The organism is Nitratireductor aestuarii (assembly GCF_014641695.1).
GTDB lineage: Bacteria > Pseudomonadota > Alphaproteobacteria > Rhizobiales > Rhizobiaceae > Chelativorans > Chelativorans aestuarii.
Window position 1 is genome coordinate 63,385 of the sequence record NZ_BMIF01000008.1, and the last position, 13,116, is coordinate 76,500.

The 13,116-nt window shown below is 59.1% G+C and carries 11 protein-coding genes; 6 read left to right on the forward strand and 5 right to left on the reverse strand.

What is annotated here, in order from left to right; all coding sequences use genetic code 11:
* Positions 1 to 2 precede the first annotated feature (2 nt).
* The 3 genes from IEX27_RS13535 to IEX27_RS13545 all read right to left on the reverse strand — a co-directional run bounded on the left by IEX27_RS13535 (position 3) and on the right by IEX27_RS13545 (position 4,636).
* Entirely contained in the window at positions 3 to 1,937 is a 1,935-nt protein-coding gene (locus IEX27_RS13535; protein ID WP_188721606.1) for a glycosyltransferase family 2 protein, read from the reverse strand.
* Positions 1,938 to 2,250: 313 nt separating this feature from the next.
* On the reverse strand, positions 2,251 to 2,682 hold the full coding sequence (locus IEX27_RS13540; protein ID WP_188721607.1) for a hypothetical protein: 432 nt from the start codon (positions 2,680 to 2,682) through the stop codon (positions 2,251 to 2,253).
* 67 nt (positions 2,683 to 2,749) lie between these two features.
* On the reverse strand, positions 2,750 to 4,636 hold the full coding sequence (locus tag IEX27_RS13545; protein ID WP_188721608.1) for a glycosyltransferase family 2 protein: 1,887 nt from the start codon (positions 4,634 to 4,636) through the stop codon (positions 2,750 to 2,752).
* Between the two features lie 177 nt (positions 4,637 to 4,813).
* On the opposite strand from IEX27_RS13545, the gene rfbA reads away from it, so the two are divergent.
* The 6 genes from rfbA (at position 4,814) to IEX27_RS13575 (ending at position 10,888) form a co-directional block, all read left to right on the forward strand.
* Positions 4,814 to 5,695 carry a glucose-1-phosphate thymidylyltransferase RfbA gene (rfbA, locus tag IEX27_RS13550; protein ID WP_188721747.1) on the forward strand — a complete coding sequence of 294 codons (882 nt, stop codon included), beginning with the start codon at positions 4,814 to 4,816 and terminating at the stop codon, positions 5,693 to 5,695.
* Positions 5,696 to 5,764: 69 nt separating this feature from the next.
* The gene (locus IEX27_RS13555) at positions 5,765 to 7,111 is read left to right on the forward strand and encodes a UDP-glucose dehydrogenase family protein (RefSeq protein WP_188721609.1); all 1,347 of its coding nucleotides are present in this window, start codon (positions 5,765 to 5,767) and stop codon (positions 7,109 to 7,111) included.
* A gap of 262 nt (positions 7,112 to 7,373) precedes the next feature.
* Positions 7,374 to 8,222 carry a sugar phosphate isomerase/epimerase family protein gene (locus tag IEX27_RS13560; RefSeq protein WP_188721610.1) on the forward strand — a complete coding sequence of 283 codons (849 nt, stop codon included), beginning with the start codon at positions 7,374 to 7,376 and terminating at the stop codon, positions 8,220 to 8,222.
* A 218-nt stretch (positions 8,223 to 8,440) separates the two neighbouring features.
* A complete protein-coding gene (locus IEX27_RS13565; RefSeq protein WP_188721611.1) occupies positions 8,441 to 9,172 on the forward strand; it encodes a PIG-L deacetylase family protein in 732 nt (243 codons plus the stop codon).
* A complete protein-coding gene (locus IEX27_RS13570) occupies positions 9,172 to 9,843 on the forward strand; it encodes a 4-carboxy-4-hydroxy-2-oxoadipate aldolase/oxaloacetate decarboxylase (protein ID WP_188721612.1) in 672 nt (223 codons plus the stop codon). Before IEX27_RS13565 ends, IEX27_RS13570 begins: the two co-directional genes overlap by 1 nt.
* Positions 9,836 to 10,888, forward strand: a complete 1,053-nt coding sequence (locus IEX27_RS13575; RefSeq protein ID WP_188721613.1) for a 4-oxalomesaconate tautomerase — start codon at positions 9,836 to 9,838, stop codon at positions 10,886 to 10,888. Before IEX27_RS13570 ends, IEX27_RS13575 begins: the two co-directional genes overlap by 8 nt.
* A 68-nt stretch (positions 10,889 to 10,956) precedes the next feature.
* On the opposite strand, the gene IEX27_RS13580 is transcribed toward IEX27_RS13575, so the two are convergent.
* Both IEX27_RS13580 and IEX27_RS13585 read right to left on the reverse strand, forming a co-directional pair.
* On the reverse strand, positions 10,957 to 12,135 hold the full coding sequence (locus IEX27_RS13580; RefSeq protein ID WP_188721614.1) for a LysR family transcriptional regulator: 1,179 nt from the start codon (positions 12,133 to 12,135) through the stop codon (positions 10,957 to 10,959).
* Between the two features lie 11 nt (positions 12,136 to 12,146).
* Positions 12,147 to 13,022, reverse strand: a complete 876-nt coding sequence (locus IEX27_RS13585) for a DUF1932 domain-containing protein (protein ID WP_188721615.1) — start codon at positions 13,020 to 13,022, stop codon at positions 12,147 to 12,149.
* Positions 13,023 to 13,116: the final 94 nt, after the last annotated feature.

A 13,116-nucleotide genomic window follows, 5' to 3' on the forward strand; every position in this document is an offset into this window, starting at 1 on the left:
GCCTACTCGGCGTATGAGAAATCCTCCCGTTGAAGCGTCAGATTGGGTGAGTAATAGGGGTCGGCATCAAGCCGTCGGCCCCATCGCGCCCGCATGAAAGCAATTTCCCGAATGGAGCGCTCCATCTTTTCGGGGGTGCTGTCGTCTCCACGTGAGACGGATTCGTGGTGGTAGAGTTCGGCAAAGGGCGTGAAGACGTTGAGATAGCCTGCCTCTCTTACGCGCAGGCAGAAGTCCACGTCGTTAAAGGCAACGGGAAGGTTTTGCTCCTCAAGGCCGCCCACCTCAAGGTACACATCCTTGCGTACGACGAGGCAGGCAGCCGTCACCGCCGACAGATTTTGCTGCAACAATAGCCGCGCGAAATAGCCGGCGGCATTGCGCGGAAAGTGCTTATGTGCATGGCCGGCAACGCTGCCGAGGCCCAGAATTACGCCTCCATGCTGGATGGTGCCGTCAGGATAGTAGAGCTTAGCGCCGACACATCCCACCTCGGGCATCAAAGCGCGGGCTACCATTGCGGTGAGCCAGTCCGGCGAGATGACTTCTATGTCGTTGTTCAAGAGGCCAAGCACTGTGCCCCGGGCATGCTGGACGGCAAAGTTGTTGATGGCAGAGTAATTGAACTCGCGGTCGTAGCGTATGATACGGATATTAGGGTGATCGGAAGCGATGTTTTTGAAGAAGCGATGCGTCTCTGGTTTTGAAGAGCCATTGTCGACGATAATTATTTCGTAGTTCTTGTAGGTCGTCTTTTGGAGGACAGAGCCGATAGATGTCTCCAGCAGATGGACCCCATCCCGTGTCGGGATGATCAGGCTGACAAGCGGGGCAGGCTCGGGTACGTGGTAGCGAATTCGAAAATACGGCGTGCTTTCAAGCGGTTCGGCTTGTGCGGGCAGTTGGCAGCGTTCGATGTGCTCCGCCAGCGCTTTCAACCCATTTTGATAAGCGTAGGATTTTTCGGACGTGTCGGAAGCTGTGGACCCCGCGCTCGTTCTCCAGTGATAGAGGATCTTGGGGATGTGGCTGATCGATGAGGCGGGGATACGCTCGATGATCCGCAGGTTCAGATCATAATCCTGGCTTCCCTCGAAGCCGCGCCGCCAACCTCCGACCATGCGAATGTTTTCCGAGCGGTGCACGGTCAAGTGATTTAAATAGTTCATCGAGCGAAGGAGATCGATGGAGAAATCGGGCTTGAAATGTGGGTCTGCCCGCCGGCCTCGGCTGTCAATCTTGTCTTCGTCGCTGTAGACGAGCTCTATAGTGGGATCCCGGCTCAGGGTGAGCGCAACTTCCGCCAAAGCATGTTCCCGCAGCAGATCGTCATGATCAAGCAGCGCGACCCACTCGCCCTTGGCCAGCGCGAAGGCGGAATTCGTCGCCTCGGAGATATGGCCATTCTTGCCGCGGAAAATGACCTTGATGCGGCGGTCCCTTTGGACCCAACTCAGGATCGTTCTTCGGATTGCAGGATCGGTAGAACCGTCATCGGCAATACAGAGCTCCCAGTTCGGATAGATCTGTCGGGAGACGGAGTCGATCGCCTTGTTCAGGTGGTCTATTTCGGGATTATAGACCGGCATCAGGACGCTGATGAGCGGTGGTGCGGCCAGCTTCTGGATCTCAGCTTCAAGTTTGGCCCGTCCGCGTTCGGGACTATAGTCCCTGGCCCTGATCCATCTGAGGTAAGCGTCTTGCGAACTGCGCGCCTGGTATCTGACCGGAAGCGTCACGAACCCCCGGGTGCTGAGGTAGTCGCGCCGCAGATCAGCGAAATGCATTCGCCAGCCGAGTGGCGCCTTGGCCAGATTCCACACGATCCCCAGCATCTGCAGCAGGCGCAGTTTTGCAAGCAGGATCGGGTTCGCAGGGGTTATGGTAAAACTCTTCAAGTCGAAATCGACTGCACGGTCGACCGGATCCAGGCGCACTGAAAGCGTGGGCTTATAGGCGCGTACGATTGCCGAGTACCGATCTCCATCCACATAGAGCGGACAGCCAAAGCGTTCCTGAAAGCCATGCCCGAAGTTGAAATAGACACGCGGCTGGTAGCCATCGGGCAGGAATGCCTTGAGGTCCAGGCGATACCAGCCCCGACGCAGACAGTGTTTGGGTTTAAGCAGGAACCATGGATCGTGCCCAAGCGCGACAAAACCACTAGCTGAACGGGCTACGTCATTCTTCGCGATGATCGAGTTGTCGCCAGCCGAAAAGCCGACAGACAGTTTGCGCTCATGAGCGCGATCAGTAGTCGCGCCCTTCCTGATAGCCGTGGCGAAGGAAATGGTCCAGAATCGCATCTTTGCCCCGCTCGCCTAGTGGTTGCTTGAGATCCGGGTTCTTTTCGAGATACTGCGCGGGATCGATAAGAGGAGCCGAGGGCAAGCGCCCTTCAAAATATCCAAAGGCGCAATAGTGTTCGCGTGCATCGGAAAAGGCGCCCGCCTCAATCGCAGATTTCACGTCCGGGTAGGTCGCGAGATACCAGCTCTCATCAACATAGACGTTCTCAAGTGTCGCCTGCAAAAACCTCAGGAGCCCCGCTCGTGATACGATGAGATCAGCGTGATGCTGCTCCCAACCCTGCAGGTTAAGCTCTCGCCTTGTTTGCGCAAAGCTGCGCGGCAGGAACTGGCGAGCCAGCGATCGCTGCTCGACTTTCCGATGGATGTTCATAGGAATTGTCCGAGATTTAAACTAATGGTTGTATAAATGATCAAGATAATCTTGTAAAGATTGCAGTTCAGCGCGGATCGCAGACCGCCTCCATGAGATCGATCCACAGCGCCGTTTCATCGAGCGCAGAAGGTCGGACGAACTCGGCCATTCGGTCCAGGCAATTTACCGGTGAGACATGTCTTTCGATGCTGTGGTAGTGATCACGGTCCAAGTAATCGTCGAACAGAAGGCGGGTACCAGGCGCAGCAAAGATAAGACTTGCGAGAGTACAGGCACGTCGGAACCGGCCATCGATGAGAATAAGGTCTGGAGCGAGGTTCTTCTCCTCGCAAAATATCCATGGCCCCATGGCATAGTGATGCCAATAACCGAAATCTGCATTTCCGACGGGATACCCATTTTCGCCGACCGGTCCGAGATCAACAAATTTGAGAATGGTTCGTTCAAGCGCGCCTTTTTCGGCCAGCAACAGCTTCACGCAGCGAAGAAGTTTCCAGTCACTGTCAACGCTGATGATGGACAGACGCGGATTGCTCGCGGCCAATGTGGTGGATCCGCCCGATCCATATTCCAGGTAGAGCGTGGTATCCGCCAGTGCATCCTTCAACCGTTCGACGCACGGTGCAGGCATTGCCGGACGCCGCAGCTTCGGTAGCGTATCCGCAGACCATTGCAGCTCATCCGGTATCGGCACACGGCCCAGTAGGGCGCCGTCCGACCAGAGCTCCACTGGAAGCGACGTTACGACATCGGGATCAAGCAGTGATGCCTTGATCAGGAAACCGACGTCGCCTGAAGCTTCGGGATGAGAACGCAACACATCGCTGCGGGACATGCGGATAATCTCAGTCGCTACCGACCGCTCACCTACTCGGAGTTCCAGATCTGCAACAGGAAGGTTTTCGGAGGAAATGGCCCAGCCCTTGATGCATAGATCCGTCCCGACACGTTCAACGGTATCGACGACCGAACGGTAAAATCGCCGTTGGGGAGCCTCGCCCAGTCCGCTCTGGATCATTGGTTTTTCGGCTTCACCATAGGAGGCTGAGTAGCGGGGATCGGCTGATCCATGCAGCACTTGCGAATGTACGCGCTGAAGCCGTTGCAGGAGATGATCTGGAAACGGTTCGTGGACGTCATTTCGGTCGTGGCCGATGAAGAAGGGCTCGCCCCGCTTCGGACCGGGAAGTGCTGCGCGTCCTCGCGCTGCTTTCTTCTCGAAAAATTCCTGGCGCGATTTCACGACATAGTGGTTGATGCGTGCATTGGTCCAGACCACGCTCGCGCTCAGTCCCGCGCCTCGCTGGGCCATAAGTCTCAGTGGTTCACCATCCGCAGTCACATAGGAAAATCCATCCTTCAGCCTGAAGTGATGGGGATTTCCGCCGGTGCCGGCGAAGGCTGCGCTCCTGACAATCGACTTGTAGTGGTGATTGATGAAGGCATTTTGCTCCGCCCGCCGTTCAAAGCGTTCGACGACGAAGCCCTCTTCGTACGCGAGCTTGCCGGATGAGCCGTAGCAGGCCCAATTCAGCGCGATCGCGCCAACTTCCGGCCTCGAGTGGAACGCGGAGACAAAATCCTGAATGCGTCCGGATGCTTCGTCCGTGATGATGAATTCGTCCGCGTCGACAAAGGCCATCCAGTCGACCTGCTCAGCAAAACGGGCAACCAGTTCTTCATAGGCAGGTAGCTGGGGCGGGCGGTCAGATGGCGAAGGGAAATCGATAAAGCGGCAGAGCTTGCTTTCTTGAAGCGCTTGAAGGCGCTCCCGGCATCCGTCATCGCTTCCATTGTCGGCCACGAAAATGTGGGTGCACCCGGAGGCCCGATGATGAGCGATCCATTCTTCAATATAGGGCGCTTCGTTCTTTACGATCGTAAACAGCCCCACCTTCAGATCACTGCTGCGAAGGGACGAGCTTTGTTCGCCGGCGAAATGCAGTGTCACTACATGCCTCCCCAGGTTATGCTCTTTAAAGTATAGTTGACTTTGGAAAAATACAACCTAAGATATTTATAAGCGGTGATCATGGATCTGGAAGCCGCTTCACGTGCTTCGCTGCAACGCTAGTTGGGACAGCTGCTGGTTCTGGATAAGCAGGACCGGTATCTGACAGTGTCAGCCATGAAGGGAATTATCCTAGCCGGTGGAATTGGGACGCGCCTGTTTCCGCTGACCATTTCAATGTCAAAACAGATGATGCCTGTTTATGACAAGCCAATGATTTACTACCCTCTGGGCGTTCTTCTGCTTGCGGGGATCCGTGAAATACTGATCATCTCCACGCCGAGAGATCTTCCTCATTTCAGGATGTTGCTGGGGGATGGATCGGCTTATGGAATATCACTGTCTTTCCTTGTCCAGCAGGAGCCGCGCGGGCTGGCTGAAGCATTTCTGATCGGGCGCGATTTTATCCGCAACGACAGTGTGGCGATGATCCTCGGCGACAATATTTTCTATGGCGCGGGGCTCGCCGCACTTTGCCGAAAAGCGGTGCGCAATGAGGTGGGAGCGACCGTGTTCGCCTATCGTGTCGAGGATCCAAGCCGCTATGGGGTTGTAGAGTTTGACGCGATGTCAGGAAAGCCGACGCAGATCGAAGAAAAGCCGAAGAAAACGAGCAGGGGGTGGGCTGTCACCGGACTTTACTTCTACGACAATGAAGTTGTGGAAATCGCATCGCGTATTACACCGTCCGCCAGAGGGGAGCTTGAAATAACTGATGTAAACCGGGCGTATCTGGAGCGAGGGCAGCTGAATGTCTGCCGGCTCGGGCGCGGATTTGCCTGGCTCGATACCGGAACGCCCGAGAGTCTGCACGATGCCTCGTCTTTCGTGCGCACCATAGAAGCGCGACAGGGCAGCAAGATCATGTGTCCGGAAGAGATCGCCTTCGATCTGGGTTATCTGTCTGCCGACGATGTGCTGTCGCGGGCGAACTGGCTAGGGGACAACGACTATTCCGCGTATCTTCGGCGGTGTGTGGAGGAGCGCCTTTATGCGTAGCAGGTATAAGGCATCGAGGCGGAACCCGTCCCGGTTGCGGTTCTGCCAGGCGTCATGCGACCGTGTGCCATGAGGATCGCCGTCGTCGGATGTGGCTATGTGGGGCTCGTGACAGGAGCCTGTTTCGCAGCGAGCGGCCACCAGGTGGTTTGCATAGACATGGACGCGGCGAAGATAGCGCTGCTTCATCAGGGCAAATTGCCCATCTACGAGCCCGGGCTCGATCGCATGATCGTACGGTCTGTGGAGGAGGGCAGGCTTGATTTCTCAACAGAATATGCTGCCGGCATCGGTGACGCGGAGGTGGTGTTTGTTACTGTTGGGACGCCCATGGCCGGACAAGACGGGCGGACCGATCTGACATATGTGTTGAATGCAGTGGCGGATGTGGCTGCGTGTATGGGAGATCATGCGGTCATTGTCATCAAGTCCACAGTCCCGGTGGGGACAGGTGACGAGATCGCGCGAAAGATCCGGCTGCTACGGTCGGAGCTCGACTGTGCCGTCGTTTCTAATCCCGAATTTCTCCGCGAAGGTGCTGCAATCGCGGACTTCATGCAGCCGGATCGCATTGTCATCGGGGCAGAAGAGGCAGCCGCGAGAGACGTTGTCGTCAAACTCTACCGGACAATGGTGGGGCAGGACGTTCCGATCGTCTGTACGGGACGGAGAACCGCCGAACTCATCAAATATGCCGCGAACGCTTATCTCGTCGCCAAGATCAGTTTCATCAACGAGATGGCCGACCTCTGCGAGAGCATCGAAGCCGATGTCGAGGATGTTGCGCTGGGCATCGGGCTTGATCACCGCATAGGCAGTGCTTTTCTGAAGCCTGGGCCCGGCTATGGCGGCTCCTGCTTTCCCAAGGATACACAGGCGCTTCTTGTTACGGCTGAGGCCCACGGTCGGCATTTACGGATTGTGGAAGCTGCGGCCACCGTAAACAATGCTCGCAGGCACGACATGGTCCGCAAGATCGCGGATGCCTGTGGCGGAACGGTAGACGGTAAGATGCTGGCAGTTCTGGGGCTTACCTTCAAGCCCGGGACGGACGACCTGCGTGAATCGCCAGCTGTCGCCATCGTGCATCTGCTGGTCGCCGAAGGAGCGAGGATCAGGGCATTTGATCCTGCGGCGATGCCCCGGCTTGGGGATCTCGCCGGCGAAGTCACCCTAGCGGAGACGGCCTACGGGTGTGTTCAGGATGCTGATGCGCTTGTCATCCTGACGGATTGGCCCGAGTTCGCCGGATTGGACTTGTTACGAATCCGGAAGTCCCTGCGCCAGCCGGTGGTCGTGGACCTGCGGAATGTCTTTGCGCCGAAGCAGGTGGCTGAGGCGGGCCTCTTCTATACCTCGATTGGACGCATGCCGGTCCGTGGTTCCGAGGCACGCTGGAGTGCCGCCGCCGAGTAGGAGGAGCTTGGCGCCGACAAGCCAACACATCTTTCCGCTTGACCGCCAGAAAGGCGTGCATGACACTTGCACCATCGATTGTGCACCCTGCGGACCCAAGGGAGGCGGGTCCTGTCTGGTGCTATCGAGGAGGAACGCCTGTGCAGTGGTAACCGTGCCCGTAGGAGTGCTTCCGTCTTGAAAGACAGTCAGAACGCTCTGCGCAGGAGACGGCTTTGCCGCATCGCTGCCGGACGGAGATTGTCGCGCAGAGGGGACGGAGATGCGTGGATTTGGCGTTCACACGAGCATGTGGACCATGAGCTGGGATCGGACGGGGGCTGAGCGGGCGATTGCCGCAGCGGTTCAATACAAGATGGATTTCATCGAGATCGCGCTTCTGAACGCCCCTGCCGTCGACGCGCCGCACAGCCGCGCATTGCTTGAGAAACACGGGTTGCCTGCCGTGTGTTCGCTCGGACTGCCGGAGACAGCCTGGCCGTCGAAGAACCCACACGCCGCCGTCGATTATCTCAAGGTTGCGATCGACAAGACTGCCGAGATCGGGGCGAAGGCGCTCAGCGGCGTCATCTTTGGCGGCATCGGCGAACGGACCGGTGTTCCGCCCACGCAACAGGAATATGACAATGTCACGCGCGCTTTGTCGGAAGCGGCCCGGCACGCCAAGTCGGTCGGGATCGAGCTCGGTATCGAGGCCGTGAACCGTTACGAGAACCACCTCATCAACACAGCTCAGCAGGCGGTTGCGATGGTGGAACGGATCGGCGCGGAGAACGTCTTCGTGCACCTCGATACCTATCATATGAACATCGAGGAGAAGGGCTCTGCAAACGGCATTCTCGATGCCCGCGATCACCTGAAGTACATCCATCTGTCTGAGAGCGACCGCGGCACGCCCGGATATGGCAACGTGCCCTGGGATGCGATCTATGCGGCACTTGCCGCGATCGGCTTCAAGGGCGGGCTCGCCATGGAGAGTTTCATCAACATGCCGCCGGAGGTTGCCTATGGGTTGGCAGTGTGGCGGCCAGTGGCAAGGAGCGAGGAGGAGGTGATGGGCAACGGGCTGCCCTTCCTGCGCAACAAGGCGAAGCAGTACGGCCTGATCTGAGGGCGGAATGCACAGCTCTGCATCTTCAGGCAGCTAAGTTATTCAACCTAAATGAATTTAGGTCGCGAATGCAGGAAACGTCATAGCCTCAGCTTATGGTCTGGCGAATAGTTCGAATTTTGCAATCGTCGGCGGCCATGGGAGAGTGTGGCTCAGAACAGGTATGATGGGCTCGGCGCAATCGTGTGCCGCCATCGCAGGTCCAGGGCAGGAGACACATGGCAAACAAGACAGCTTTGATCATCAGCGCGCATTCGGCGGATTTTGTCTGGCGCTGCGGTGGCGCAATCGCGCTCCACGCTTCCAAGGGATACGATGTAACCGTCGTTTGCCTGTCCTATGGCGAGCGCGGGGAAAGCGCCAAGCTGTGGAAGTCCGAGGGCATGACCCTCGACACGGTGAAGGCTGAGCGGCGCCGCGAGGCGGAAAACGCCGCCAAGGCGCTCGACGTGCACGATATCCAGTTCTTCGATCTCGGTGACTATCCGCTCGAGATGGACCGCGATGCCAAGTTCCGGCTGGTCGACGTGATGCGCGCGGTGCAGCCGTCCTTCATCATGTCGCATTCGCAATACGACCCCTACAACACCGACCACATGTATGTGCAGCAGTGGACGCTGGAATGCCGTGCGATCGCGCAGGCCTGGGGCCACAATCCGGGCCAGAAGATCCTCGGCGCGCCGCAGGTCTACCTGTTCGAGCCGCACCAGACCGAACAGATGAACTGGAAGCCGGATGTCTTCCTCGACATTACCCCTGTCTGGGAGAAGAAGTGGGCCGCGATCCAGTGCATGGAGGGGCAGGAGCACCTCTGGCACTATTACAAGAACGTCGCCGAAAATCGCGCCAACCATTTCATGCGCAACTCCGGCGGACAGTCGGGCGGGCGCCCGGCCAAGTATGCCGAAGGCTTCCAGTCGATCTATCCTCGTACCGTGGATGAACTCTAATGGGCGTCGTCGTACAGAACATCGAGCGCGCCGATCCGGAGATCATCGCCGGGCTGGCGGAATGCGGGGTGGCGACCGTTCATGAGGCGCAGGGCCGCAAGGGCCTGCTCGCCTCCTACATGCGACCGATCTATTCGGGCTCGCGCATAGCGGCTTCGGCCGTGACCATCTCGGCGCCGCCAGCGGATAACTGGATGGTGCATGTGGCAATAGAGCAGATCAAGGATGGCGACATCCTCGTGCTTGCGCCAACCTCGCCTTCTGATGCCGGCTATTTCGGTGACCTCCTGGCCACCTCGGCGCTTGCGCGCGGATGCCGTGGCCTCATCATCGATGCAGGCGTGCGCGATGTGGCGGACCTCACGGCGATGAAGTTTCCCGTCTGGTCGAAGGCTGTGTTTGCGCAGGGCACGGTCAAGGAAACGCTTGGATCCGTCAATGTGCCGATCGTCTGCGCGGGAGCCCTGGTCAACCCCGGAGACGTGATCGTTGCCGATGACGACGGCGTATGCGTGGTGCGCCGGGAAGAGGCAGCCGAGGTTCTGCAAGCCGCCCAGGACCGCGTCGCCAACGAGGAAGCCAAGCGCAAGCGGCTTGCTGCTGGCGAACTCGGCCTCGACCTCTACAAGATGCGCGACAAGCTCAAGGAAAAGGGGCTGCGCTATGTCTGACGGAACGCGGGTCATGTGGATGCGTGGCGGCACGTCGAAGGGCGGCTATTTCCTCGCGTCCGACCTGCCGCAGGATATCGGCGAGCGTGACGCGCTCTTGCTGCGCATCATGGGCTCGCCGGACCCGCGCCAGATAGACGGAATGGGCGGGGCAAACCCGCTCACCTCCAAGGTTGCCGTGGTGAAGCCGTCCGAGCGCGAAGGCGTCGACGTCGACTACCTGTTCCTGCAGGTGTTCGTGGATCGGCCGATCATCACGGATGGCCAGAACTGCGGGAACATTCTTGCGGGCGTCGGCCCATTTGCCATCGAACGCGGGCTTGTGGCGCCCACGGGCGACACGACGGACGTACGCATCTTCATGGAAAACACGGGCCAGATCGCCATCGCTACGGTAGAGACGCCGGGTGGCAAGGTTCGCTATGACGGTGAAGCCCGCATCGACGGTGTTCCGGGCACATCAGCGCCGATCCCGATCGTCTTCAAGGATACGGCGGGGTCCACCTGTGGTGCGCTGCTGCCTACGGGCAATGCTGTCGACACGGTTGCCGGCGTTCAGGTGACGATGATCGACAACGGCATGCCCTGCGTGATCCTCGATGCCGCGGATTTCGAGATATCGGGCACCGAAACGCCTGAAGAGCTGGAAGCCGATCAGCCCCTCAAGTCACGGCTGGAGGAAGTGCGGCTCGCGGCCGGACCGCTCATGAACCTTGGTGATGTTGCTGACAAATCCGTGCCGAAGATGACGCTCGTCAGCGCACCGCGCAATGGTGGCGCGATTTCGACGCGGACATTCATTCCGCACCGCTGCCATGATGCGATTGGTGTGCTCGGCGCGGTTTCAGTCGCCAGCGCCTGTCTGCTGCCGGATGGGCCAGCCGCGCGATATGCAAAGGTTCCTTCGGGACAGGACAAATCCATCTCGGTGGAGCATCCGACCGGAGAGTTCACTGTGATCGCAAAGCTCGACGGTGAGGGCAATCTGCTTACCGCAGGCGTTCTGCGCACCGCCCGCAAGCTGATGGACGGCGTGGCGTTCTGATCGTTACGCTTCGCTTTTGTTTCCGCAGTTCCGGACGGAAAACCGGTACCCACTTTTCCTGGAACTGCTCAGGCAAAGTCCGCGCGGATGAGGGCCAGGAACTCGGCCTGCGTTCGCGTTGGCTTCCATTGCGCCCGGGTGGTGATCCCAATGGGGCGACGGCTTTCCTCAAGCGCGAAGGGAAGAGCCTTCATCAGCCTGTTCTGCAATTCGCTCTGCACCTGATGGCGGGAGATGCAGCCCAGATAGGGCCCGGCGTGGAGCATTTCGCGCATCAGCACCATCGAACTCGTTTCGAGCAGACAATCGGGCGCAGGTACACCGGCGCGCGCGGCGAAGGCTTCGAAATGCTGGCGGGCCGGCGTTTCAGGCAGCGGCAGGATCCACGGATAGTCTTTGAGGGTGGCAGTAAGGTTCGGATGCTCCGCCGATGCGAGCGGATGGTCCGGGCCTGATACTATGACCAGTTCATCTTCGAAGAGGTATTCCTGCGTAATGTCGTCTATGGGGGGCGGGTCACGCAGCGCTCCCAGCAGGAAGTCGATAGCGCCACGACGGAGGCCTGCGAGCAGCGTGTCGTAAGGGCCTTCGAGCACGCGGATGCGGACATGCGGGTGCTGCTCATGGAATTTCGCGATGGCAGCCGGCAGGATATAGGAGCGCGAGAGCGGCATGCCGCCAAGCGTGATGCTGAGCTGGCCGCGGCCGATGGCTTCGGAAAGCTCCATTTCCGCCTGTGCCAGCTCTGCAAAAACAAGCTGCGCGGCGTTGGCCAATAGCTGTCCGGCGCGCGTCAGCGAGCTTCCATATTGCGTGCGACGGAAGAGCTCGCGCCCGATTTCGCTTTCAAGCTGCGTTACCGCGCGGTGGACTGTCGGCTGGGCAATGCCAAGCCGGCGCGCGGCGATGGAGAAATTCTCACTTTCGGCGACGGCAACCAGCGCGCGGAGCTTTGCGGTGGTGGCGGTCAGCCTGAAGCGAGGTGCAAGCGTTGCGGTGGCCGTGTCGAGTATGTCGAGCGCGCGTTTCACGCGTCCGGCAAGCAGGTGGGCCAGTTCGTTCGGAAACACGCCCTGGTTGGTGCGGTCGAAGAGCTGCACCCCGAACTGATCCTCGAGCTTCCTGAGTGCCTGGGTAACGGCTGGCTGCGAGATATTGCAGGCGCTGGCCGTCTTCGTCACCGAGCCGGTTTCGACGACGCTCGTCAGCACGCGCAAATGCCGGAGATTGTGTTCGGTGGGCAGCATCGGGCGCGCCTTCAGGCCTTGCCCAATGCCTTCAGCACATCATCGATTTCGTCGGTCTCTAACGGCAGGTCGCCCAGCATCTGCTGCCATTTTGCGGTACTGTCGGCCATGTGGTTCGGAAGACCAAGCTCGGCAACCATGCTTGCCGCCTCGCGCATTTCGGCAGCGCGGCGGCGGCCATGCACCGTCATGCGGTTCATCGTGTAGTTGCGCCGCTTTTTCCAGTTGATGTCAGGGTCACTCGCCTCAAAGGAGGCAAGCACCTCGTCCTCGACGCCATTCAGGCGGGCCGTCAGGAAGCATTCGGCAAAAAGCGCTTCCATGCCCTTGATCATGATCGAACGGGTGAGCTTGATGGCCGAGGCGGCACCTACCTTGTCGCCGACGACGCGGGGCTTCATGCCGAGTTCAAGGAGCAATGTGCAGGCGCGTTCAGCCTCAGGGCCGGAAAGCAGTACCGGCGTCTTCTCGCGCTGCGGATGCACCGGGGCCATTACGGCCATGTCGATATAGTGTGCGCCAGCGGCAGTGATCGCTTCGGCCGCGCGGACCTTTGTCTGCGGGGAACAGGAGTTGCCGTCGAGATAGAGGGCTCCGAGCTTCATGTGACGGGCAGTGTCTGCCGCAGCATCGAGTGCGCGATCGGCGTAGACAAGGCTGAAGATCAAATCAGCATCGGCGTAGGCGGACGCGGGATCCTCGCATCCGGTTACCTGATGCTCCTGAAGCCGGGCCTCCAGCGCCGGCCGCTCCTCAGCCATGGCGATCTTTTCATCATAGGCGGCGATCGAAGCGAGGATCGACCGGTTCCACCCCGACGCGAAGGCTGAGCCCGCCTCGCCAAAACCTCTGAGTGCAAGCCGCAGCTGATTCTTTCCGTCTGTCATTCCTGGCCTCCTGTACTCCGCTCAACATGGCAGCGGGAAGGGCATAAGCCAAGTGTCTATAGCCAGAACTTATAATGTCGGAGGAGGATCATAG

Coding starts and splice junctions, on each gene's coding strand:
- IEX27_RS13540 (WP_188721607.1), bottom strand. CDS start 2,682: ATGAACATCCATCGGAAAGTCGAGCAGCGATCGCTGGCTCGCCAGTTC.
- rfbA (WP_188721747.1), top strand. CDS start 4,814: ATGAAGGGAATTATCCTAGCCGGTGGAATTGGGACGCGCCTGTTTCCG.
- IEX27_RS13555 (WP_188721609.1), top strand. CDS start 5,765: ATGAGGATCGCCGTCGTCGGATGTGGCTATGTGGGGCTCGTGACAGGA.
- IEX27_RS13560 (WP_188721610.1), top strand. CDS start 7,374: ATGCGTGGATTTGGCGTTCACACGAGCATGTGGACCATGAGCTGGGAT.
- IEX27_RS13565 (WP_188721611.1), top strand. CDS start 8,441: ATGGCAAACAAGACAGCTTTGATCATCAGCGCGCATTCGGCGGATTTT.
- IEX27_RS13570 (WP_188721612.1), top strand. CDS start 9,172: ATGGGCGTCGTCGTACAGAACATCGAGCGCGCCGATCCGGAGATCATC.
- IEX27_RS13575 (WP_188721613.1), top strand. CDS start 9,836: ATGTCTGACGGAACGCGGGTCATGTGGATGCGTGGCGGCACGTCGAAG.
- IEX27_RS13580 (WP_188721614.1), bottom strand. CDS start 12,135: ATGCTGCCCACCGAACACAATCTCCGGCATTTGCGCGTGCTGACGAGC.
- IEX27_RS13585 (WP_188721615.1), bottom strand. CDS start 13,022: ATGACAGACGGAAAGAATCAGCTGCGGCTTGCACTCAGAGGTTTTGGC.